Below are 17,601 nucleotides of genomic sequence, written 5' to 3' on the forward strand. Positions count from 1 at the left end.
ATGATGAATCCCTATTTTTTATGGGGAAATTCGTCATGCAGCGTTCCATCATGGAAAAAATTCTGCGGTTTGCCTACAGCGCTAAGCCCAAGATTGTGATTTGTCTGGGTTTCTTGCTGGTGGCCCTGCTGGTGTACCAAGGGGAATTGGGGGTAGGCAGTTATGACCGATGAGCACCTTCTGCACTGGAGTCCGGCGCTGAGTGTGGGCAATGCCGATTTGGATGCACAGCACATCATCTTGCTGGAAATTGGCCGTGAGATGATCGAGTTGCTAGACCGTGGTGGCATGGCACAGCAGCGGCTGTGGTCGTTGTTGAACGACTTTTTTGTCATTTCCAGCCATCACGATGCGCTGGAAGAAAGCATTTTGTCTGACAACGGCTGCCCTAGCCTGTTGGAGCACCGGGCGGCCCATGCCCAATCCAGAGAGCATATTCATGCTGCTTTGTGCCAGGCAGCACAATTGTGCCTAGACCAAGCCCACCTGCGCCATGCACTGACAGATTGGATGAACCACCATCTCAGCGAGATGGATCTCAGAGTCAAACAGTTCTTGCACCACCCACGCCAGCCACAGGCCGTAGGGGTGCGTCCTGTGTTAATCCATGATATGGCATTCGCGTCGTAGCAATGCCAAGGCTTCTTGGCGTTGGCCGTGGTGGTCACCACACAGGGTGCGGTGGGATTCTTCGACAAAGCTTTGCCATAGCGTGCAGTAAGTGTCTTGGTGCGCAGCCGGGGCATGGCTGCGGATAAAGTCGATTGCTTGTGTGGGGTGCAAGCCGCGTTGTTGAATGGAGCGCAACAGGGCAACCGCTGCCTTTTCGGTCAGTAGGGTTTTGTCTGCAGGCACGTAACGTTTGGGCGCTCCTACCGAGAGATACAAAAATAGCGTGAGCAGGGCATGTTCATCCGATTGACCTTGTGTGACGCGTTGCCAAGTCTTGCTACCGCTGGTGGGTGCTGTGGCTGGATCGTGGCCGTGGGCTTCATCGTCTAGGCTGTGGTGATAGTGGTCGATTTCGGCCAGCGGATCTTCTTGCCAGAAATAGTGACCACTGAAGGCTGGGCTGCGCAGCAAGGTGCGCAAGTTCTGGCTGGTGTCACGCAGGCGTGGCAAGTCGGACAGTACGCTGGCGCGCACACGTTCTACTGCTGGACGCAGTGTTGCCGGAAACTGTGTTGGCAGAGTCAAGCTGATAGAGCCCGTCTTTTTGCGCAATGCGCCAATCAGAGCTTCAAAACCCACACTGTCGGGCCATTGCTGCGCTTGGGGGGTCAAGGTGTGCAGCAGCAGGGCGGTGCGAATCACGGCTTCGGCATCGGTGCCTGCTTCTTCCAGATCATCAGCGTGCAAGTCAAAACGGGCGGCCAACCACAACGCAGCGTCGATCAGTTGGCCGATGGGTTGGCGCACAGCCAACTCGGCCTGGTACTGGGCATGGCTTTGCAGGCTCCACTTGGCCAGTTGCGGTATCTGGGCCTCGGTAAAGCCCTCGCGGTCGTGCATGGCAAAGTGGGTGTTTTGCGGCATAGAGATGAGTTTTTTCAGCATCTCGGAGCCCCCTTTGGAGCGCGACAGCAGGCTGTGGTCGCGCAGAGACTGCGCCGCCAGATGGAGGTCGCCACCACAGCTTTCCAGCAGGTACAGGCTGACCAAATTGACGATGCGCAGTCGGGCCTGCTCCAGATCGGGGCGCAGGTTTTCGTTGCCAAAGTAGCGGGCAATCTGCACCATGCCTTTGGGGGCTTCAGTGCAGATGGCGTCTAGTTTGGCAGCACTCAGCAGGCCGTGCTGTACGCCATACACCAGCGCCTTTTCAAAGAACGGGCGGGCATCGTGCAGCGAAAGCGCCGAAGCGGCAGGAGAAAGAAGGGCCGAAGCAGACATAGACGCGGTTGCTTTCAGATGGCCGATTCTTCGTCCGGGTCGCGGGCTACCGGGGTGGCTTTGCCGCGGTCGGTGTCGCGGGTTTCAAATTTGCCATCGTCTTCTTCGGCTTCTTCCTCTTCACCCAAGCCAAGGTCGTGGGCGCGGGCCTTGGCGCGCAGCACCAACAGCATTTCAATGAACAGGTCGCGGCATTCGTAGCGCAGCAGCCAGGCCAACTCCATCCAGTCGCCATCGGCCACTTCGTCTTGGCTGATGTGAGGACGCACATAGGCTGAGGCCCGCAGTTCGTCGTCACTGAGCAGATCGCCGTCGTCTTCGATGGTGTCAAAGTGGCCGGTGCGGGCAAAAGCCTCGATGCGGCTCCACTTTTCGGCAAAGTAGTTGGCCAAGGCTTCGCTGCCGCCTTCCAAATCGCCAATCGCGTTCAAAAACTCCAGGGGATCGGCTTCGTCGCGGAAGATGATCCCGTTGACCATGCCGCGCAGGTGGGTGTGGGTGAGGTCTTTGTATTGTTTCTCTAGCACCAAGGCGCGGGCAAACTGCTCAGGGGTGATGAGCAGGTTGACCACCGAGTCACGCGAGGAGTCGTATTCCCGGATCACCGCCAGCACGTCTTTGGCGGGCAGTTGGGCGATGACTTCCATCAGGGCGTGGTCGCCTTCGGTGTCGGCCAGTTCGGCCAGTGCGTATTCGGCGCCAACGATGTCGCCAGCGGCGATCAGGCTTTGGGTTTGGGTAATGAGGGCCAGGTGGTTGCTCATGGGGGGCTTCTTGGTGCTGCTTGCTGCTTAGTCTTTGCGATCAAAGCCTTGTCCGGACAGCCAGTCTTCACTGGCTTCATCGCGGCTGCGTTCGTCTTGTGGGTCGGTGGCATCGTCGGCGCTCAGGGGCTGGGCGTTGTCGTCGTCACGGTCGTTGTCTTCGTGGTCTTGGGCGTTGTCGTCGTCTTCGTCCACAGCGGCGGAGGCCAAGCCTAGGCGGGGGTGTTGTTGCAGGTATTCCAAACAGGCTGCCACGGCCAGAAACCAAGCACCTTGTGGTTCTTGCAACACACGCTGCGCCAGCGGTTGTGCCCAAGTTTCCAACGTGACGGTGGGGGCCAACTCTGCCCAGTGGGGTTGGCTGTTTTCGTGGGTCAAAAATCGCTCTAAGGTGGCCGCTGCGTTGCCAAAGCGGAAGGCACGATGAAAGACCACTGCCACCATTTCGGGGCTGAGCTCGATCATTTGCACCAGAAAATCGAGTTCCTTGCGTTTGTCGGCCAAGCGTTTGCGCAGCACGTCTTTGCCTTCGGAGTCAGAGGTCAGGTCGTCCAATTCAGCTTGGTAAGCCGAGCGCAGAGGATGGAAAAAGGAAGTCAGTCGCATGTGTTTTGACAGAAAAATAGGTGGAAAGACGTAGAGGGGCAGGTGGTGGCGCCTTAGCGCGGTGGCTGAACGCCTGCCAGCACCTGCTGAAAATACGATTGCCAAATAGCTTGGGCGGTTTCTAGTGGGTCGTCCAACAGATTGCGGCGTCGGTTGTCATCGTAGGCTTGGCGCTCTTCTGGGTCGGACAACACCTCGTAGGCTTGCTGCACAGCGCGAAAGCGGGCGGCTGCATCGGGTGCGGGGTTCTTGTCGGGGTGATAAAACGAGGCTTTTTGCCGAAACGCTTTTTTGATGTCGGCCAGCGAGGCATCGCTGCCCAGCCCTAGGGCGGCGTAGTGGTCTGTCATGCGGGGCTTTATCCAAAAGAGAGAAATTATTCTGTATCCAGCCCAAAGCGTGCCCGCAGGGCTTGGGCAAAGGGAGGGCTGCCACTGAGGGTCAAGGTCAGGGTATAGCGGGCGTGGGGCTCGGGAGGCTGGCCCAAGGCGAGCTGCCCGGCTTCTTCGTCGTAGTGCAGATGCAGGGCAGGCGCATGGTCTTCTGACTGGCTTTGCAGATCGTAGTCCCACAGGCCATCTTCATCCAGTGGGCCGCGTTGAGCGCCAAATTGCTGCTGTGCCCAGTTCAGCACCAGCGTGATCTCGGCCAGTAGTGCGGCCAGGCGCTGTGCAGGCACGCAAGCCATGGCATCCCAGGTGCTGATGCCCTGATCGTCTTCACTGTAGTCAAAATCGAGGTAAGACAAGGTCATGGTGCGCAGGCATCGGGTAGCGGGGCAACGATTGTGCGGCAAATGCAAAATAGGTAGTGTGCGGCGGGTTTTCAAGCCGTGGCAAACAAGGAGTGTAGATGGACGATAAGGCCGCAGTGCTGCAAGTGAAAGAGCTGTGTTTTGGCTACCCAGAGCGCAAACTCTGGGCGCATTGGTCAGTCACGGTGAGGGCTGGTGCGACGCTGGTGTTAGGTAGCGACGGCAGTGGCAAAACCACTTTGCTGCAATTGCTGGCCGGTGATGTGTTGTCAGAGTCTGGCACGCTCACGCTGGCGGGTGTGGCGCTGCACGAAGACGCCCCAGCCTACCGCGAGCAGGTGTTCTGGCAAGACCCGCGCTCGTCCGCCCTAGACGCCTTGAGCGTGCAGCAGTGGTGGGACAGTCTGCCCGCTCGCCACAGCCACTGGGATGCGGCAGCGTTAGCAGCCCATGTAGCGGGGTTTGCTTTGGAGCCGCATCTGGACAAAGCGTTGTACCAGCTTTCGGCGGGCACCCGGCGCAAGGTGCTGATGGCGGCGGCATTGGCCTCCGGGGCTACTCTTACTTTGATCGACGAGCCGATGGCTGGGCTGGATCGTGCCTCGGTGCAGTACCTGCAACAGGCGTTGGCCGATGCGGCAGCGCAGCCCGGTCGCACCCTGATCGTTGCCCACTACGAGGCGTTGGATGGCCTGCCGTGGGCACAAGTGATCGAACTGCCTGACGAGGCTTGAATGGGCAGTGGGCCTCACATAGCCTTAAAACGGTGCGCATACAGCCTGCTCACGGTCAGTTTCTCTGGTCGTTGGCGCAATTGCAGGTGTAATCGACCAGCCTCATCGCGCACGACTGTGGCAATGGCGCTGGCACGCACCAGCACGGCCCGGTGTACTTGCCAAAACACTTGGGCGTCTAGTTGTGCTACCAGCTCTTTGAGGGGGGTGCGGATCAAAAATTCACGCTCGGCGGTCAGTACGCGCACATATTTGTCGGCGGCCTCAAAGTACAACACGTCTGAGACCGGAACCAAATGCAGATGTGCCCCGCTGCTGGCTTGAATCACCGTGAGCAGTGGGCGTGGCGATGGTACCTGCATAGCACTGGCCAAGCCCGGCACCGTCAGCAGTTGGCGCAGTTGTTCTACCGTGGCGTCGAGTGCTGGTGCAGAGGGCAATGGCTGCTGCCGTAGCTGCTGGAGTCGGTGTACTGTTTTTTGCAATCGCGCGGTCTGTATCGGTTTGAGCAGATAGTCCACCGCCTGCGCTTCAAAGGCTTGCACCGCATATTGTTCGTAAGCAGTAACCAACACCAAGGCTGGAAAAGGCTGGTCGGCAGGCCAAGCATCCGCCAGTTGAGCAGCGGCTTCCAAACCCGTCTGGCCCGGCATCCGAATATCGAAGAACAACACATCGGGGCGCAATGCCAATGCCTGCTCCACGGCGCTGATGCCATCGCCCACCGTGGCCACAATGTGCAACTCCGGCCAGACCTGACGCAGTGCGTGCTCCAAGGCTGCGGCCAAAAGCGGTTCATCTTCAGCAATCAAGGCGCGGGGAGGAGATGTCATGTGGGGCAAGTCTCAGGCGGTAAGGGCAAGGTGATGTTGGCGCTGGTGCCCCCGGCACTCGCAGCGGCCAGCTCCAGCGTTGCGGTGGGGCCATGCAGCGTACTAAGCCGTTCACGCACTTGGGCCAAACCAAAGTGGCCGCCCTCTTGTAGATGGGCCGCGGCCGTGGCTGCCAGACCGACGCCATTGTCCAGCACCTGCAATTGCAGCAGGCGCGTGGGTGCTGCCTCTACAACACGGGCCTGCACCAGCAGGTGCCCGCCCTGCACCTGTGGCTCTAAGCCGTGGCGGATAGCATTCTCCACCAAGGGCTGGAGCAATAGCGGGGGTACAGGAAGATCGTGTAAGGCCTCAGGCAAGTCCAGCGTATAGGTCAGCCTTGCTCCCATGCGCACGGCCATGATTTCCAGATAGTCGCGCACCCGCTCAAACTCTTCGGTCAAGGGGTGTTGTGTGCTGCGCGAACCACCAAGGGTGGCACGCAAATAGGCAATCAGGTGCTCTAGCAGGGTTTGGGCGCGCACCGGATCGGTAGCAATCAAGGTATGTAGATTGGCCAAGGTGTTAAACACCATGTGTGGCTCCAATTGAACCTCCAGCAGTTTCAGGCGGGCCTGTGCGGCATCGCGTTGAGCCAAAGCCATCTGTGTTTCCAAAAACCGGGCTTTGCCCCGGCTATAGAAAAAGAACGACATAGACACGCTGACCACTACAGTGATCGCCAAGGTCAAGGCAGTATCATGGGGTGTCCACAGGTGCAGTGCCTCCGGGCGGCCACCGCTATAAGCATCCCCCAGCGCCTTGCCAAATACAAAGCCGCTGCCTATGCCCAGCGCCAGCAGGGCCCCTCCCCGCCAGCCTCGGGGCCACGCAACGGCTTGGGCTTGGCACCACCACCACCGGCCCAGATCAATCACCAGCCAACTGATCAGTCCAATCGACAAAGAGTAGACAAGCGCAACGTCCCAAGTGCGATGTTGGGCCAATACCAGTGCCAAAGCGATCAGGCCACAGCACAGGGTAGTAGCTAAACCGTGGCCCCCAAAGGAGCGCCAATCAAAATTTTGCATAGCTTGAATCGGAATGGGACGAGAGATCAGAGCAAACCCAGATGACCCCATAGCCACTGCCCCAAAAATCGGCTGGGCAATAGCGTAAAGCCCCCTGCCACGACACAAGCGCCGATATAAGTCCGTTGCATCGTGAGTCGGTGGCCCGTGATGTTGTGCTTTGCCAAATACCACAGTCCCCGCCCCACGCTCAGCAGCGTGACGGGAATCAGTAAATGAATAGGGCTGTAGCCCGCCAGATGAAGCCCGCGTACATCCCGGATAAACAGTGCAGACAGCGCAGTAATCAGCATCAGCATCACCCAAGCATAGCCAGCAGCGCGGTGCAAGCGTGGGTAAGTGGAGCGGCCCAGTCGCGCCCACAGGGCCAAGGGGCCAATGGCGGTGGCCGCCAATGCTGCGGTGAGATGGATGGCGATGGTGGGTGTCAGTGGCTGCATGGTGAAAGCGTCGGTTGGTTGATGCCGCCACTGTGCCGAGCCACGGTAGCCAAGGCCACCCACCAGCGACGAAATGCCATTTGGCGGCGTGCAACGCACGCACGTTGGGACAAACGGCGGCACGTTTCTAGGTGCATGAGAAGTCTTAGCCACAGCGCAGGCGGATAATCCGCGCTTTTTTGGCCCGCCTGCGGGCTTGAAGGACAACCGTGGATATCGTTTTGTTGGTCAAAGCCGCCATCATGGGGGTGGTAGAAGGGTTGACCGAGTTTTTGCCCATTTCGTCAACCGGGCACCTGATTTTGGCGGGTGCCTTGCTGGGTATGGATGATGCCAAGGCCAAGGTATTTGACATTGCTATCCAGACGGGGGCGATTTTTGCTGTCATTTTGGTGTATTGGCAAAAAATCCGGGCCACATTGGTGGCCTTGCCTACGCAACCACAGGCACAGCGTTTTGCACTCAATGTGTTGATTGGCTTTGTCCCAGCGGTGGTCATGGGCTTGTTGTTGGGCAAGGCCATCAAGGCACACCTGTTCACGCCGGTGGTGGTGGCGAGCACCTTCATTATTGGGGGCTTCATCATCTTGTGGGCTGAGCGCCGTCCAGTGTCTGTTGTTCGGGTGCATTCGGTAGACGATATGGGTACCATCGATGCCCTCAAGGTGGGGCTGGTGCAGTGCTTGGCCATGATTCCAGGCACCAGCCGCAGTGGGGCCACCATCATCGGTGGCATGTTGTTGGGCTTGTCACGCAAGGCCGCTACCGACTTTTCCTTCTTTTTGGCTATGCCCACGCTGATTGGTGCTGGGGTCTATAGCCTGTACAAAGAGCGGGCGCTGCTGGATTGGGCTGATGCCCCGATGTTTGCCGTGGGGCTGGTATTCTCATTTTTCAGTGCTTGGCTCTGTGTACGCTGGCTTTTGCGCTACATCAGCACGCACAGTTTTGTTGTCTTTGCCTACTACCGTATTGCCTTTGGGGCGTTGGTGTTGCTCACGGCCTGGACTGGCTGGGTGCAATGGGCTGATTCATAATTGCCCAAATGAACACCTTCTCTACCACCACAGCTTGGCAAGCCTGTCTGTGTGCTGTGGGCATGGCGTTGTCTGCCAACGCAAGTGCGCAGGGTGCGCCAGCAACCACAGCACCTGTCGAGGGCACACCAGGACATGCTGGGTTTGTTTGGGCGCTGGGCGCTACGTTAGACAATGGAGCCAGCTATGCGGGCAGTGATCGGCGCAGTACGGGCCTGAGGCCAGTGATCGGGGTGGCGCTGGGGCGCTACACCCTTAGTTCTGGTGGTGGGGGCGCCCTGCTCGATCGCGATTTGGATCGGGCGGAGTCTGGGTTGAGTGCCCGTTTGGTCGATCATGGCAAGATGCGTCTGACAGGCTCTTTGCGCTTTGGCGGAGGGCGAAAAGCGGGTGATGAGCCCCGGCTGCAAGGCCTACCAGAAATTCGGCGCACTTTGCGTGGGCGTTTGGGCGTCGTCTATGACGCTAATGACCATTGGTCTTTCCGAAGCTCGCTGAGCCAAGATTTGTTGGGGCGCGGTGGAGGGGCCATACTCAACAACACCGCCCGCTATGAGTTGGATTTGCCCCCTGGCACCGAGCTGGCGCTGGTAGCGGGCCTGCATCTGGCCGATCGCACCTACATGCGTAGCTTTTTTGGTGTGCCTGCGGCGTTGGCAGGCGTTACCACGCCATTGCCCGCCTTTCAACCCCGCGCGGGGGTACACAGCACCGAGGTGGGTGTAGATTGGCGTCAGAACTTGCACCACCACTGGGTGTTGTTGGGTGGGTTGCGCTACTCCCAATTGCGTGGCGATGCCCGTCGCAGTCCGCTCACCGTCAAGCCAGACAACTACAGTGTTTCTGTGGGGTTGGCCTATCGTTATTGATGCCCGGTGTGCCACCAACGGGCTCTTTCGCCACAGGAGTTTTATCTATGCAACATTCTGTTTCCCGTTGGCCCCGTCTGGCCCTGACTTGGGTATTGGTGGCCGCATTGGCCGCCTGTGGTGGTGAAGACGGCAACACCGACACAGGCAGCGGCCCAGACACTCCCGTGGTGCCTGTAACCCCGGTGGGTTCAGGTGAGTTCAAGGCCGCTACGGTGTTGGCCACGATCACCACGGCAGACATGGCCCAGGCTTTGCAGGCCGAAGAGACCCGGGTGCAGAATTTGCAGCCCCGCTACGACGTGACGGCCTATCGTCTGGAATACATGACTACGGACGTCAATGGTCAATTGATCCGGGCGTCTGGGCTGGTCAGTGTGCCTGTCAAGATGCCAGGAGCTTCCAGCCCGGTATTGAGTTACCAGCATGGCACTATTTTCCGTGACATAGAAGCACCCAGCAACAACGCTGTGGCTTCTGAAGTCGCAGTGCTCATGGCTTCGCTGGGTTATATCGTGTTGGCTCCCGATTATGTGGGTTATGGCGTCTCCAAAGGGGCGCCCCATCCATACTTGTTGTCCGTACCATCGGCGGCTGCCACGGTCGATTTTCTGACAGCGGCCCAGACTTGGCGCCGCCAACAGGGGGTGGGTGACAATGGTCAACTTTTCCTGACGGGGTATTCAGAAGGTGGTTATGTCACATTGGCAGCCTACCGGGCCTTGCAAAACAGCCATTCAGCCCATTTGCAAAACCTGCGTCAGGTGGTGGTGGGCAGTGGCCCCTACAACGTGCAAGCCACTATGGATGGCTTGGTCGATGTGGTGCGCAACGAAAACCGCTTGATTGGTGCCTTGATCAATCCAGGTTTCTTGCGTTATCTGGGGGGAAGCGCACAAAGGGAGGTGCGTCGTGCTTTGCTCAAACAGTTGCTGCCCGATGATGCAGACGTGGTGATCGATGCCACCTTTATCGACAACTTTTTGTCTGATGATGTGCAAAATCTAGAGCGGCTGAGCAACGTTCACAACTGGAAGCCCAATCTGCCTGTCCACTTCTATCATGGCCGTGATGATCGCACGGTGCCCTACGCCAGTTCTTTGACAACCCTGCAAGCCATGCAGGCTCAGGGGGCAGGTGATCTGGTCAACCTGACCGACTGTCCTGCCACCCCTGCAGGCCATTTGCAGTGCGTGCCCACTTTTTTAGATTTCATGCTCAATCAGTTGGCTTTGCAGGCCCAAGGCTTGTGATTGGCGGGGCAAGCTTGGCTTGCCCCAAAAAGGTTTATGGCAGGGCTGTGGTGTGGATGACGATGCCATCGGCATCAGCATAGAGCCAGTCGCCCGGACGCACCCAAACTCCCTGAATCCGCACGGCCACGTCCCGTAAACCTTGGCCTCGTTTTTCGGTGGGCAGGGGCATGTTAGCCAGCGCCCGAATGCCCACGGCGCTGGCGGACAGCTCCGCTACATCGCGCACACAGCCGTCCACTACCACGCCAGCCCAACCGTTGCGGGCCGCAGCAGCGGCCAGATTGCCCCCAACTAGCGCCCGGCGCAGAGAACTCCCCCCATCGACCACCAGCACCCGGCCCTCTCCCGGAGTGTCCAAGGCCGCCTTGACCAGAGAGTTGTCTTCGTGGCACTGCACCGTACTGATAGGGCCGCTGAACTGTGTCAGTCCGCCAAAATCTCGAAAAACGGGTGGCAGTACCCGAAAGCTACCGCTGTCATCATTTTTGTAGGCATCACAAAAATCACAGGTGCTGAAGGTAGGGGCAGGGATGTTGCTCATGTCAAAAAACTCCAGACAGAAAAAATCTCTCTACAGACCACGTTTGGCCGTACTCAACAGGGTGGTCACTTCCAGTGAAATATCAGAGAAGTGAGACCCCGCACCAATCAGTTTTTCGGCATCGTTGTATTGCCCCGCATTGATTTTGCGGGCCACTGCACCTGCGCTTTGGTGAAAGTCGGCATGTTTGGTCAGCAATTGCGAGAACAGAGGGCGGTTGCCCCAGCGTTCACCACCGGGGCCATGAATCCAGCGGCCCAAGGGGCACTGGTCATCGCGGCAAATGGTGTCGGCATCCAACTTGTCGTGTTTGGCAATGGCCGAACGCAGCTTGACCTTCCATTGGCGGTGGGCCTCAATGGCAGTGTCAAAATCAAAATCTGTCACGGCGGTGGTGCCGTACCCCGCATCGTCCTGCTCTGACAGTTGGGCCATGGCAGGAAGGATAAAACGAGCGACTTCACTGGCCAAGGTTTGGGCCTGATTTTGCATGGCGGCTGCGGCAGCGGCCGTTTCTTCGACCAGCGCAGCGTTTTGCTGTGTCATCCGGTCGAGTTCCTGCACGGCTTGACCGATTTGGCCAATACCTTGGTCTTGTTCGCGGGCGCCTGTGGCCACCTCGCTCAGCAAGTTGTTGACATGCTGGGAGGAATGCACGATATCTTCGATAGTGCTGCCCGCTTTGCGCACAATGTCGGTGCCGGTAGCTACTTGGTCAACGCTGCTGTCAATCAGGGTTTTGATTTCTTTGGCGGCTGCGGCACTGCGCCCAGCCAGATTGCGCACCTCAGAGGCGACCACGGCAAAGCCTCGGCCTTGCTCTCCAGCGCGGGCAGCTTCTACGGCTGCATTGAGTGCCAAGATATTGGTCTGGAAAGCGATGCCATCAATCGTGCTGATGATGTCGGAGATCTGTGCCGACGACTGCCGGATGCCTTCCATGGTGTTGACCACCTCCCGCATCACATTGCCACCATCGCTAGCAACTTGGGCATTGTGTTGCGCCACTTTGGACGCCTCTTGCGTGTGCTGTGTGGTGTTGCTCACGGTGGCGGCAATTTCTTCCATCGAGGCCGCAGATTCCTCCAAATTGCTGGCGGTGTGCTCTGTGCGACGAGACAGATCCAGCGCCCCGCTGGCAATTTCGCTGGCTGAATGGACGATGTCATCGCTGGAGCGGCGCACGCGCAGCACCATGGTGCGCAGTGCATCCTGCATCGCATGCAGTTCAATCATCAGTTGGGCGGCTTCGTCTTTGCCCCAAGGCGAAGGCGAGGTGGTCAGATCGCCACTGGTCATGGCCCGCAGGTGGCGGCGCGTTTCTTTGAGGCCACCATCCATCACGCGGTAAAAGGTCAAAAACAGGTAGCCTGCCACCACCACACTGACCAGTACGCCCAGTCCGGCGATGGTTAATTCATGCAGAAAAACGCTGTAAAGATCGTCCACATAAATACCAGAGCCCAGCACCCAACCCCAGGGCTGGAAACCTTGCACATAGGCCAGCTTGTCTACTGGCAGTTGATTGCCTGGGCGTGGCCATTGGTAAGACACAAAGCCTTTGCCACCATCCCGACCAGTTTCTGCAAAGGCTTGAAACAGCGCAAAACCGTTAGGGTCTTTGCGGTCGCGCATATCTTTACCATTCAGATCGGGCAAGATCGGGTGCATCACCATGCGCTGTTGCACATCATTGATCCAAAAATACTCTTGCTTGTCGTAGCGTAGGTTACCAATCACTTGTTTGGCCAATGTTTGCGCCTGTGCTTGGGTCAGTTGCCCCGATGTTTCTTGACCATGTGCCCACGTCAGAAAACCATAAGCCACCTCTACATGTTGACGGGTGGCGTCCATGCGCGACTGGATAGAGGTATCAAACTCGGTTTTCAGCATCCAGCCTACCAGCGCCAACATTGGCAGCATAAAGGCCAGCGAGATGATCAGGGCTTTGGTGGCAAAACGCAGGTTACGAAAAGCCCGCACACCTGGTGCCCAGACGCCGTGGTGTTCAAAAAAACCGGAATCATCAGAGCGGTGTAAGGACGCGGCGGTAGAGTGTGGAACGGAATCATTCATGGCATCGCTTGTCTTGATAGTATTTTTATGACGATTTGCTGACAGGCGGGGATCATAGGGGAGCTTGTGCTCACTGAGGTTGCCTGGTACAGCAAACGTGCTGTTTTTGTCGTCGTAAAGAGCAAGATTGGTGCTGGTTGCTCCCCGAAAGAATTTTCCATGCTATAATTCGAGTCGAAACACAGTTGGGACGTTAGCTCAGTTGGTAGAGCAGCGGACTTTTAATCCGTTTGTCGTGGGTTCGACTCCCGCACGTCCCACCAAGTATTTAGCCTTACGGCGCAACAAAACCCTGCTACTTTTTGGTGGCAGGGTTTTTTGTTGTTCATGGCACCTAAGCTAGGCGCTTGCTGAGAGTCGGGGGAGGTAGCAGTCTTTGTGCTGCTCCAAACCCTCGGTTGACTAGGAGTCTGTGTGTAGTGGGCGCAGCACAGAACAAGATACTTACTTGGCGCTGCAGGGTGTCTTACAGGTCACGCAAAGCGATTTGGATGTGTTGCCCAAACAACTCGGCATCTGCCAGCACATTGGCATTGAGCAGCGCCAGCTTGACTAAAAAAAGCTGTGATTTTTCTGGCCCAGCTTGGTCAATGGCGGTAGCCAGAGTGTCGTAAACCGTTTCTAGTGCCGGAACGGTCAAGGTGTGGGGTGTGGTGCTCGACATAAAGCTCTTTCTTCTCTTATTGGGGTAGGGCAGCATTCAAGGCTGCTTGTAGGCGTGTCGCATCCAGCGTGAGCCAGCGGGCGCAGACATGCTGATCGGGGCGCAACAGGTAGGCGCCACCATCGGTTTGGATGCCATAACGCTGGCGGCAATGGCTGTGCGTGTCTGGCAGGGTGAGGTCAGCGCCCGCCACGGGTTGGATGGCGCCTACAGCAATCACCTTGAGTGGTATCTTTTGGGCGCGTGCCGCGGCTACCACCTCTTGCAGGGGCTGTGGGATGGCTGCTGCATGGGTGAAATAAAGTAAATCAAAACCACCGCCCAGATGATCGAGCAAAAAGTCATTGCCCCCCAGACGAACATTTTGTGGTGGGGCGCCGTGGGCAGGCCCGGTAGTGAACAGAGCGTTGTCATCGCCGCGGCTGTTGAGTGCTGAATGTGTGTACTCATGGGGCCGTGAGGTGCGCCAGTGGTAGAGCGGGCGCACGAAATCCTGTGTCAGTGACAATGACAACACGGCATTGCGCAGCACTGTAAAGCCGCCCGAAGGGGGGGCCATGAAACGGGTGCTTTTGCCTGCTTCATCGATAATTTCACGCGCAGCGCCCACACGTTCGGCACTGTGGTTGGCTAGAAGTTTTTCGCTTGCCAGCCCTTGGATGACAAACGCCAGATGCCATCCCAGCGACTGCGCATCCTGAAAACCAGTGTTGGCCCCACGCACCCCGAAAATGGGTAGCAGGTGCGCAGCATCCCCAGTAAAGATGACGTTGCCATGCACATAGTCGGGCAGGGTCAGTGTGCGGGCTGAGTAAACCGATGACCAGTCCATCTCCCAAGGCGTGCCGCCAAAACCAATCATCGCCAACTGTGCATCAATGCGGGCCTTGAGCGACTCTGGACGAAGGGCTTCTTCGGGTGTTTCGCCTGCGGGCAATTGGTAATCGACGCGCCAGATGCCGTGGGGTTCACGGTGCATCAAAATGGTGTTGCCAGGGTTCCAGGCAGGATCAAAGTAGGCCAGTCGTTCGGTAGGCAGAGGCAGGTCGATTTTGATGTCGGCAATCACAAAAAAGCCTTCGTACGATGCGCCCTCCATACGCAAGCCCATGCCTTCGCGGATGGCAGAGCGTCCGCCATCGGCGGCTACTACCCACGCGCTGTCCAAGGTGTATTCCCCTTCTGGGGTGTCTACGGTCACCGTGACAAAGCCTTCTTTTTGCTCGGTTTGAATGACTTTATTGCCCCAGCGAAAATCGATCAGCCCATGTGCTTGGCAGGCATCGTGCAAATACTCTTCCATGTATTGTTGTTGCACGTTGATCATCGGAAAAAAGCGGTCATCCGGATCATGCGGTGCCTCCATGCGAAAACACCGTTGGTTGCGGTAGTAGGAATTGCCAAAGCGCCAAGGCAGGCCGCCTTCGGTCATTCGGTCGGCCACACCGACCTGTTGCAAAATTTCCATCGAGCGCCGAGTGAACACAATGGCCCGGCTCCCTTGGGAAAACTGTAGTTCAGCATTCAACACCACACAGGGTACACCGTGGCGGGCCAGTTCTAGGGCTGTGACCATGCCAGAAGGCCCCGCGCCCACAATCACTACTTTTTTGCGCTCCTGTGCGGGGTTTTGTGAGGGGAGCCAAGGGGCAAACACTTGGTAATCGTAATAAATGGAAGGACGAGGCTGGGTGCTGGGCCGGTGCATAAAAGTGGTCTCCAGTGGTGGGGATGAGCCCGGTGAATGGCGCTCACCTTGGGTTGAGATGGTATGCAGTGTAGAAACCCATACAGCCCACACTGTCCCTAAAAGGGGACGTATCGTCTTGGTTCAGGGGTGGGTTTTCCCTGGGCTTCGTGGCAGGTCTCAGGCCAAAGGCTCTAGTAGCAGCGAAAACAGTTCACGCTGACCGGCTACCCCTAGTTTGCGGTACAGGCGCTTAAGGTAGGTTCGGGCGCTTTCTATGGTCAGGCCGAGGCGCTCGGCCAGCGCCTCGGTGCTCAGCCCTTGCAACACGCTACGCACCACATCCAGATCACGGGGTGTCAAGGCAGGGCAACGTTGTTGCAGGCGGGTCAGTACCAAGCCGGCCAGATCGTCTTGCAAGGTTTGGCCCGCATAGTGCAAGCGCATGGCCTGCATGACAAAGGGGGCATAGGCTTCGACGGTGGCAATGGCTGTGGCGTCAAAAAAGCCATGTTCTGTACCGCGGTATAAATTGACCGATAGCCAGCGCCCACCTTCCTGTGGCTGCAAGACAGACAATCGCTCTAGCAGCTGGGGCTGTTCATAGCATACGGCCCGGTATTCAGTGTGTTGCACATCGCTACTGCGTTGTCGGTGTAGCACAATGCGCTGCTGGTGACGGGTGGCATCCAAGCGACGATGGCGGTTTTCTTCGGCTTGCATGACCTGCTGGCTGCCATCCAGCAGATAAAAACGGCTCACATAGTCGCTAGAGATCAGGGGCAATTGGTGGGTGCGCGAACGATCCCCCAGCCCCACCAATTGCGGTGTGCCTTGGCCTCGCAAGGTAAAGATCGTGCATTGCGCCAAGCCGACATGGCGGCCCAGCAGGTGCAGCAAATCTTCCGCTACGGCATGACTGCTGGCACGGCCCAATTTTTCTAGTAAGGCGGTTGCATCTTCCAGTGGCAACGGCAGACCGTGGCTGGGGGAGGGCGCAAGCAGCCAATAGTTGGACATAAGCAGCACTGTAGTGCAGTGCAATGGCTTTGTGGCACAAAATGGGCCGTCCTGACGGACAATAGCGTTACTTTTCACCAAATTGTAAGTTTGGTATCACCCTATTCTGGAAGGATTCCTGATGATGCTCCCGTTCCGTTTGCATACCGTCGCTGCTGCTTTGGGTTTGGCTGGTGCCATGTTGCTGCCTGTGGCGCATGCACAAAATATCAAAATTGCGATGGTCATTCCGGCTACTGGCCCCGTGACGCAGTACGGTGATATGGTCAAAGAAGGCGTGACCACTGCTGTAGAAATGGCCAACGCTGCTGGTGGCATCAACGGCAAGAAGATTGAGCTGGTTCCGGTGGATGATGCTTGTGAACCCAAGCAAGGCCCAGTAGCCGCCAACCGTGTGGTCAATGCCAAAATCGGCTATGTGGTCGGCCCAGTGTGCTCGGGTGCCGCTATTGCCGCCGTGCCTATTTACAACAACGAAGGCGTTGTGGCGGTCACGCCCTCGGCGACTTCTCCAGCCCTGACTGAAGGCAAAAACTTCCAGTTCATCTTCCGTACCATTGGCCGTGACGACCAGCAAGGCCCCGCTGCCGCCAAGTTTATTGCGGACAAAGTCAAGCCGAAAAAAGTGGCCGTGCTGCACGACAAGCAATCCTACGGCCAAGGCATTGCCGCCTCGGTGCGCGACGATCTGAAGAAGGCGGGCGTCAATGTGGTGTTGTTTGAAGGCATCAATGCGGGCGACAGCGATTACTCTGCTGTCATCACCAAGCTCAAGAGTGCCGGTGTAGATTTTGTCTACTACGGTGGCTACCACCCCGAAATGGGCCTGCTGTTGCGCCAGTCGGCAGAGCAAGGCCTCAAAACCCGCATCATGGGCCCAGAAGGTGTGGGTAACCCCGAAATCAATGCGATTGCTGGCCCGGCTGTAGATGGCATGCTGCTGACTTTGCCCGCTGACTTTTCTGCCAATCCCAAGAATGCAGCCATCGTCAAGGCCTTCAAAGACAAGAAGCGCGACCCTGCCGGTGCCTTCCAATTGTCTTCTTACGCTGCGGCCCAGGTGCTGATCGACAGCATCAAGGCCGTGGGTGACAACCCCTCCAAAGTGGCTGAGCATTTGCACAAAGCTTCGTTTGACACCCCCATTGGCACTGTGGCCTGGGATAAGAAGGGCGATCTGAAGTCGTTTGAGTTCCAGATTTACCAATGGCACAAAGACGGCGGTAAGTCGTTGGCTACCAAGTAAACCGCTCCTTACTCTTCAACCCTTTGCCTGAGCATGGCCCCGCGGCAGCGGCGGCCATGCTTTGGTGCGTCATTCACTTTGGGGGCGTGTGGCCCCCTTTTTTTGGGATGT

General features: G+C 57.6%; 20 protein-coding genes and 1 tRNA gene. 8 read left to right on the forward strand and 13 right to left on the reverse strand.

Annotated features, from left to right (window positions below):
* The first annotated feature begins 35 nt into the window (after nucleotides 1-35).
* Both ACFO6X_RS12905 and ACFO6X_RS12910 read left to right on the forward strand, forming a co-directional pair.
* Nucleotides 36-173 carry a hypothetical protein gene (locus ACFO6X_RS12905; RefSeq protein WP_382433683.1) on the forward strand — a complete coding sequence of 46 codons (138 nt, stop codon included), beginning with the start codon at nucleotides 36-38 and terminating at the stop codon, nucleotides 171-173.
* Nucleotides 163-630: a bacteriohemerythrin gene (locus ACFO6X_RS12910; protein WP_382433685.1), complete on the forward strand. Its 468-nt coding sequence runs from the start codon at nucleotides 163-165 to the stop codon at nucleotides 628-630. Before ACFO6X_RS12905 ends, ACFO6X_RS12910 begins: the two co-directional genes overlap by 11 nt.
* On the opposite strand, the gene ACFO6X_RS12915 is transcribed toward ACFO6X_RS12910, so the two are convergent.
* Genes ACFO6X_RS12915 through ACFO6X_RS12935 form a run of 5 tightly spaced genes read right to left on the reverse strand, consistent with a single transcriptional unit; the run spans nucleotide 601 to nucleotide 4,017 of the window.
* Nucleotides 601-1,893 (reverse strand): hypothetical protein, encoded by a 1,293-nt coding sequence (locus tag ACFO6X_RS12915; RefSeq protein ID WP_382433687.1) that lies wholly within the window; start codon nucleotides 1,891-1,893, stop codon nucleotides 601-603. The two genes, ACFO6X_RS12910 and ACFO6X_RS12915, sit on opposite strands and share 30 nt — an antisense overlap.
* Before the next feature lie 14 nt (nucleotides 1,894-1,907).
* Nucleotides 1,908-2,657, reverse strand: a complete 750-nt coding sequence (locus ACFO6X_RS12920; protein WP_382433689.1) for a hypothetical protein — start codon at nucleotides 2,655-2,657, stop codon at nucleotides 1,908-1,910.
* A gap of 27 nt (nucleotides 2,658-2,684) precedes the next feature.
* Complete coding sequence (locus tag ACFO6X_RS12925; RefSeq protein ID WP_382433691.1) at nucleotides 2,685-3,263, reverse strand: hypothetical protein; 579 nt, start codon at nucleotides 3,261-3,263, stop codon at nucleotides 2,685-2,687.
* A gap of 53 nt (nucleotides 3,264-3,316) precedes the next feature.
* Nucleotides 3,317-3,613, reverse strand: coding sequence for a DnaJ domain-containing protein (locus tag ACFO6X_RS12930; RefSeq protein WP_382433693.1), 297 nt, complete (start codon nucleotides 3,611-3,613; stop codon nucleotides 3,317-3,319).
* A 26-nt stretch (nucleotides 3,614-3,639) separates the two neighbouring features.
* Complete coding sequence (locus tag ACFO6X_RS12935; RefSeq protein WP_382433695.1) at nucleotides 3,640-4,017, reverse strand: hypothetical protein; 378 nt, start codon at nucleotides 4,015-4,017, stop codon at nucleotides 3,640-3,642.
* Nucleotides 4,018-4,115: 98 nt separating this feature from the next.
* Between ACFO6X_RS12935 and ACFO6X_RS12940 the strand changes: the two genes are divergently transcribed.
* Nucleotides 4,116-4,751, forward strand: a complete 636-nt coding sequence (locus ACFO6X_RS12940) for an ABC transporter ATP-binding protein (protein ID WP_382433697.1) — start codon at nucleotides 4,116-4,118, stop codon at nucleotides 4,749-4,751.
* A gap of 14 nt (nucleotides 4,752-4,765) precedes the next feature.
* Here the strand turns inward: ACFO6X_RS12940 and ACFO6X_RS12945 are convergent, their stop codons facing one another.
* The 3 genes from ACFO6X_RS12945 to ACFO6X_RS12955 are packed head-to-tail and all read right to left on the reverse strand — an operon-like array spanning nucleotide 4,766 to nucleotide 7,094.
* On the reverse strand, nucleotides 4,766-5,584 hold the full coding sequence (locus ACFO6X_RS12945) for a LytR/AlgR family response regulator transcription factor (RefSeq protein ID WP_382433699.1): 819 nt from the start codon (nucleotides 5,582-5,584) through the stop codon (nucleotides 4,766-4,768).
* On the reverse strand, nucleotides 5,581-6,654 hold the full coding sequence (locus ACFO6X_RS12950) for a sensor histidine kinase (protein WP_382433701.1): 1,074 nt from the start codon (nucleotides 6,652-6,654) through the stop codon (nucleotides 5,581-5,583). Before ACFO6X_RS12950 ends, ACFO6X_RS12945 begins: the two co-directional genes overlap by 4 nt.
* A gap of 26 nt (nucleotides 6,655-6,680) precedes the next feature.
* Nucleotides 6,681-7,094 (reverse strand): DUF2306 domain-containing protein, encoded by a 414-nt coding sequence (locus ACFO6X_RS12955; RefSeq protein ID WP_382433703.1) that lies wholly within the window; start codon nucleotides 7,092-7,094, stop codon nucleotides 6,681-6,683.
* A 209-nt stretch (nucleotides 7,095-7,303) separates the two neighbouring features.
* On the opposite strand from ACFO6X_RS12955, the gene ACFO6X_RS12960 reads away from it, so the two are divergent.
* Genes ACFO6X_RS12960 through ACFO6X_RS12970 form a run of 3 tightly spaced genes read left to right on the forward strand, consistent with a single transcriptional unit; the run spans nucleotide 7,304 to nucleotide 10,253 of the window.
* A complete protein-coding gene (locus ACFO6X_RS12960; RefSeq protein ID WP_382433705.1) occupies nucleotides 7,304-8,131 on the forward strand; it encodes an undecaprenyl-diphosphate phosphatase in 828 nt (275 codons plus the stop codon).
* 8 nt (nucleotides 8,132-8,139) lie between these two features.
* Complete coding sequence (locus tag ACFO6X_RS12965; protein WP_382433707.1) at nucleotides 8,140-9,000, forward strand: MipA/OmpV family protein; 861 nt, start codon at nucleotides 8,140-8,142, stop codon at nucleotides 8,998-9,000.
* 47 nt (nucleotides 9,001-9,047) lie between these two features.
* Nucleotides 9,048-10,253 (forward strand): alpha/beta hydrolase family protein, encoded by a 1,206-nt coding sequence (locus tag ACFO6X_RS12970; protein WP_382433709.1) that lies wholly within the window; start codon nucleotides 9,048-9,050, stop codon nucleotides 10,251-10,253.
* Nucleotides 10,254-10,287: 34 nt separating this feature from the next.
* Here the strand turns inward: ACFO6X_RS12970 and rraA are convergent, their stop codons facing one another.
* Nucleotides 10,288-10,797, reverse strand: a complete 510-nt coding sequence (rraA, locus tag ACFO6X_RS12975; protein ID WP_382433711.1) for a ribonuclease E activity regulator RraA — start codon at nucleotides 10,795-10,797, stop codon at nucleotides 10,288-10,290.
* Between the two features lie 30 nt (nucleotides 10,798-10,827).
* Entirely contained in the window at nucleotides 10,828-12,873 is a 2,046-nt protein-coding gene (locus ACFO6X_RS12980) for a methyl-accepting chemotaxis protein (RefSeq protein WP_382433712.1), read from the reverse strand.
* A gap of 187 nt (nucleotides 12,874-13,060) precedes the next feature.
* Here ACFO6X_RS12980 and ACFO6X_RS12985 point away from each other — a divergent pair.
* A tRNA-Lys gene (locus tag ACFO6X_RS12985) sits at nucleotides 13,061-13,136 on the forward strand.
* A 203-nt stretch (nucleotides 13,137-13,339) separates the two neighbouring features.
* On the opposite strand, the gene ACFO6X_RS12990 is transcribed toward ACFO6X_RS12985, so the two are convergent.
* The 3 genes from ACFO6X_RS12990 to ACFO6X_RS13000 form a co-directional block, all read right to left on the reverse strand.
* Nucleotides 13,340-13,537 carry a DUF2783 domain-containing protein gene (locus ACFO6X_RS12990; RefSeq protein WP_382433713.1) on the reverse strand — a complete coding sequence of 66 codons (198 nt, stop codon included), beginning with the start codon at nucleotides 13,535-13,537 and terminating at the stop codon, nucleotides 13,340-13,342.
* Nucleotides 13,538-13,553: 16 nt separating this feature from the next.
* On the reverse strand, nucleotides 13,554-15,245 hold the full coding sequence (locus tag ACFO6X_RS12995) for an FAD-dependent monooxygenase (RefSeq protein ID WP_382433715.1): 1,692 nt from the start codon (nucleotides 15,243-15,245) through the stop codon (nucleotides 13,554-13,556).
* Between the two features lie 159 nt (nucleotides 15,246-15,404).
* On the reverse strand, nucleotides 15,405-16,244 hold the full coding sequence (locus tag ACFO6X_RS13000; RefSeq protein WP_382433722.1) for a helix-turn-helix transcriptional regulator: 840 nt from the start codon (nucleotides 16,242-16,244) through the stop codon (nucleotides 15,405-15,407).
* A gap of 121 nt (nucleotides 16,245-16,365) precedes the next feature.
* Between ACFO6X_RS13000 and ACFO6X_RS13005 the strand changes: the two genes are divergently transcribed.
* Complete coding sequence (locus ACFO6X_RS13005; protein WP_382433724.1) at nucleotides 16,366-17,490, forward strand: branched-chain amino acid ABC transporter substrate-binding protein; 1,125 nt, start codon at nucleotides 16,366-16,368, stop codon at nucleotides 17,488-17,490.
* The last annotated feature ends 111 nt before the right edge of the window (nucleotides 17,491-17,601 follow it).

Origin of the sequence: Giesbergeria sinuosa (assembly GCF_042652905.1) — a bacterium.
GTDB classification, from domain to species: domain Bacteria; phylum Pseudomonadota; class Gammaproteobacteria; order Burkholderiales; family Burkholderiaceae_C; genus Simplicispira; species Simplicispira sinuosa.

Coding starts and splice junctions, on each gene's coding strand:
- ACFO6X_RS12905 (WP_382433683.1), top strand. CDS start 36: ATGCAGCGTTCCATCATGGAAAAAATTCTGCGGTTTGCCTACAGCGCT.
- ACFO6X_RS12910 (WP_382433685.1), top strand. CDS start 163: ATGACCGATGAGCACCTTCTGCACTGGAGTCCGGCGCTGAGTGTGGGC.
- ACFO6X_RS12915 (WP_382433687.1), bottom strand. CDS start 1,893: ATGTCTGCTTCGGCCCTTCTTTCTCCTGCCGCTTCGGCGCTTTCGCTG.
- ACFO6X_RS12920 (WP_382433689.1), bottom strand. CDS start 2,657: ATGAGCAACCACCTGGCCCTCATTACCCAAACCCAAAGCCTGATCGCC.
- ACFO6X_RS12925 (WP_382433691.1), bottom strand. CDS start 3,263: ATGCGACTGACTTCCTTTTTCCATCCTCTGCGCTCGGCTTACCAAGCT.
- ACFO6X_RS12930 (WP_382433693.1), bottom strand. CDS start 3,613: ATGACAGACCACTACGCCGCCCTAGGGCTGGGCAGCGATGCCTCGCTG.
- ACFO6X_RS12935 (WP_382433695.1), bottom strand. CDS start 4,017: ATGACCTTGTCTTACCTCGATTTTGACTACAGTGAAGACGATCAGGGC.
- ACFO6X_RS12940 (WP_382433697.1), top strand. CDS start 4,116: ATGGACGATAAGGCCGCAGTGCTGCAAGTGAAAGAGCTGTGTTTTGGC.
- ACFO6X_RS12945 (WP_382433699.1), bottom strand. CDS start 5,584: ATGACATCTCCTCCCCGCGCCTTGATTGCTGAAGATGAACCGCTTTTG.
- ACFO6X_RS12950 (WP_382433701.1), bottom strand. CDS start 6,654: ATGCAAAATTTTGATTGGCGCTCCTTTGGGGGCCACGGTTTAGCTACT.
- ACFO6X_RS12955 (WP_382433703.1), bottom strand. CDS start 7,094: ATGCAGCCACTGACACCCACCATCGCCATCCATCTCACCGCAGCATTG.
- ACFO6X_RS12965 (WP_382433707.1), top strand. CDS start 8,140: ATGAACACCTTCTCTACCACCACAGCTTGGCAAGCCTGTCTGTGTGCT.
- ACFO6X_RS12970 (WP_382433709.1), top strand. CDS start 9,048: ATGCAACATTCTGTTTCCCGTTGGCCCCGTCTGGCCCTGACTTGGGTA.
- rraA (WP_382433711.1), bottom strand. CDS start 10,797: ATGAGCAACATCCCTGCCCCTACCTTCAGCACCTGTGATTTTTGTGAT.
- ACFO6X_RS12980 (WP_382433712.1), bottom strand. CDS start 12,873: ATGAATGATTCCGTTCCACACTCTACCGCCGCGTCCTTACACCGCTCT.
- ACFO6X_RS12990 (WP_382433713.1), bottom strand. CDS start 13,537: ATGTCGAGCACCACACCCCACACCTTGACCGTTCCGGCACTAGAAACG.
- ACFO6X_RS12995 (WP_382433715.1), bottom strand. CDS start 15,245: ATGCACCGGCCCAGCACCCAGCCTCGTCCTTCCATTTATTACGATTAC.
- ACFO6X_RS13000 (WP_382433722.1), bottom strand. CDS start 16,244: ATGTCCAACTATTGGCTGCTTGCGCCCTCCCCCAGCCACGGTCTGCCG.
- ACFO6X_RS13005 (WP_382433724.1), top strand. CDS start 16,366: ATGATGCTCCCGTTCCGTTTGCATACCGTCGCTGCTGCTTTGGGTTTG.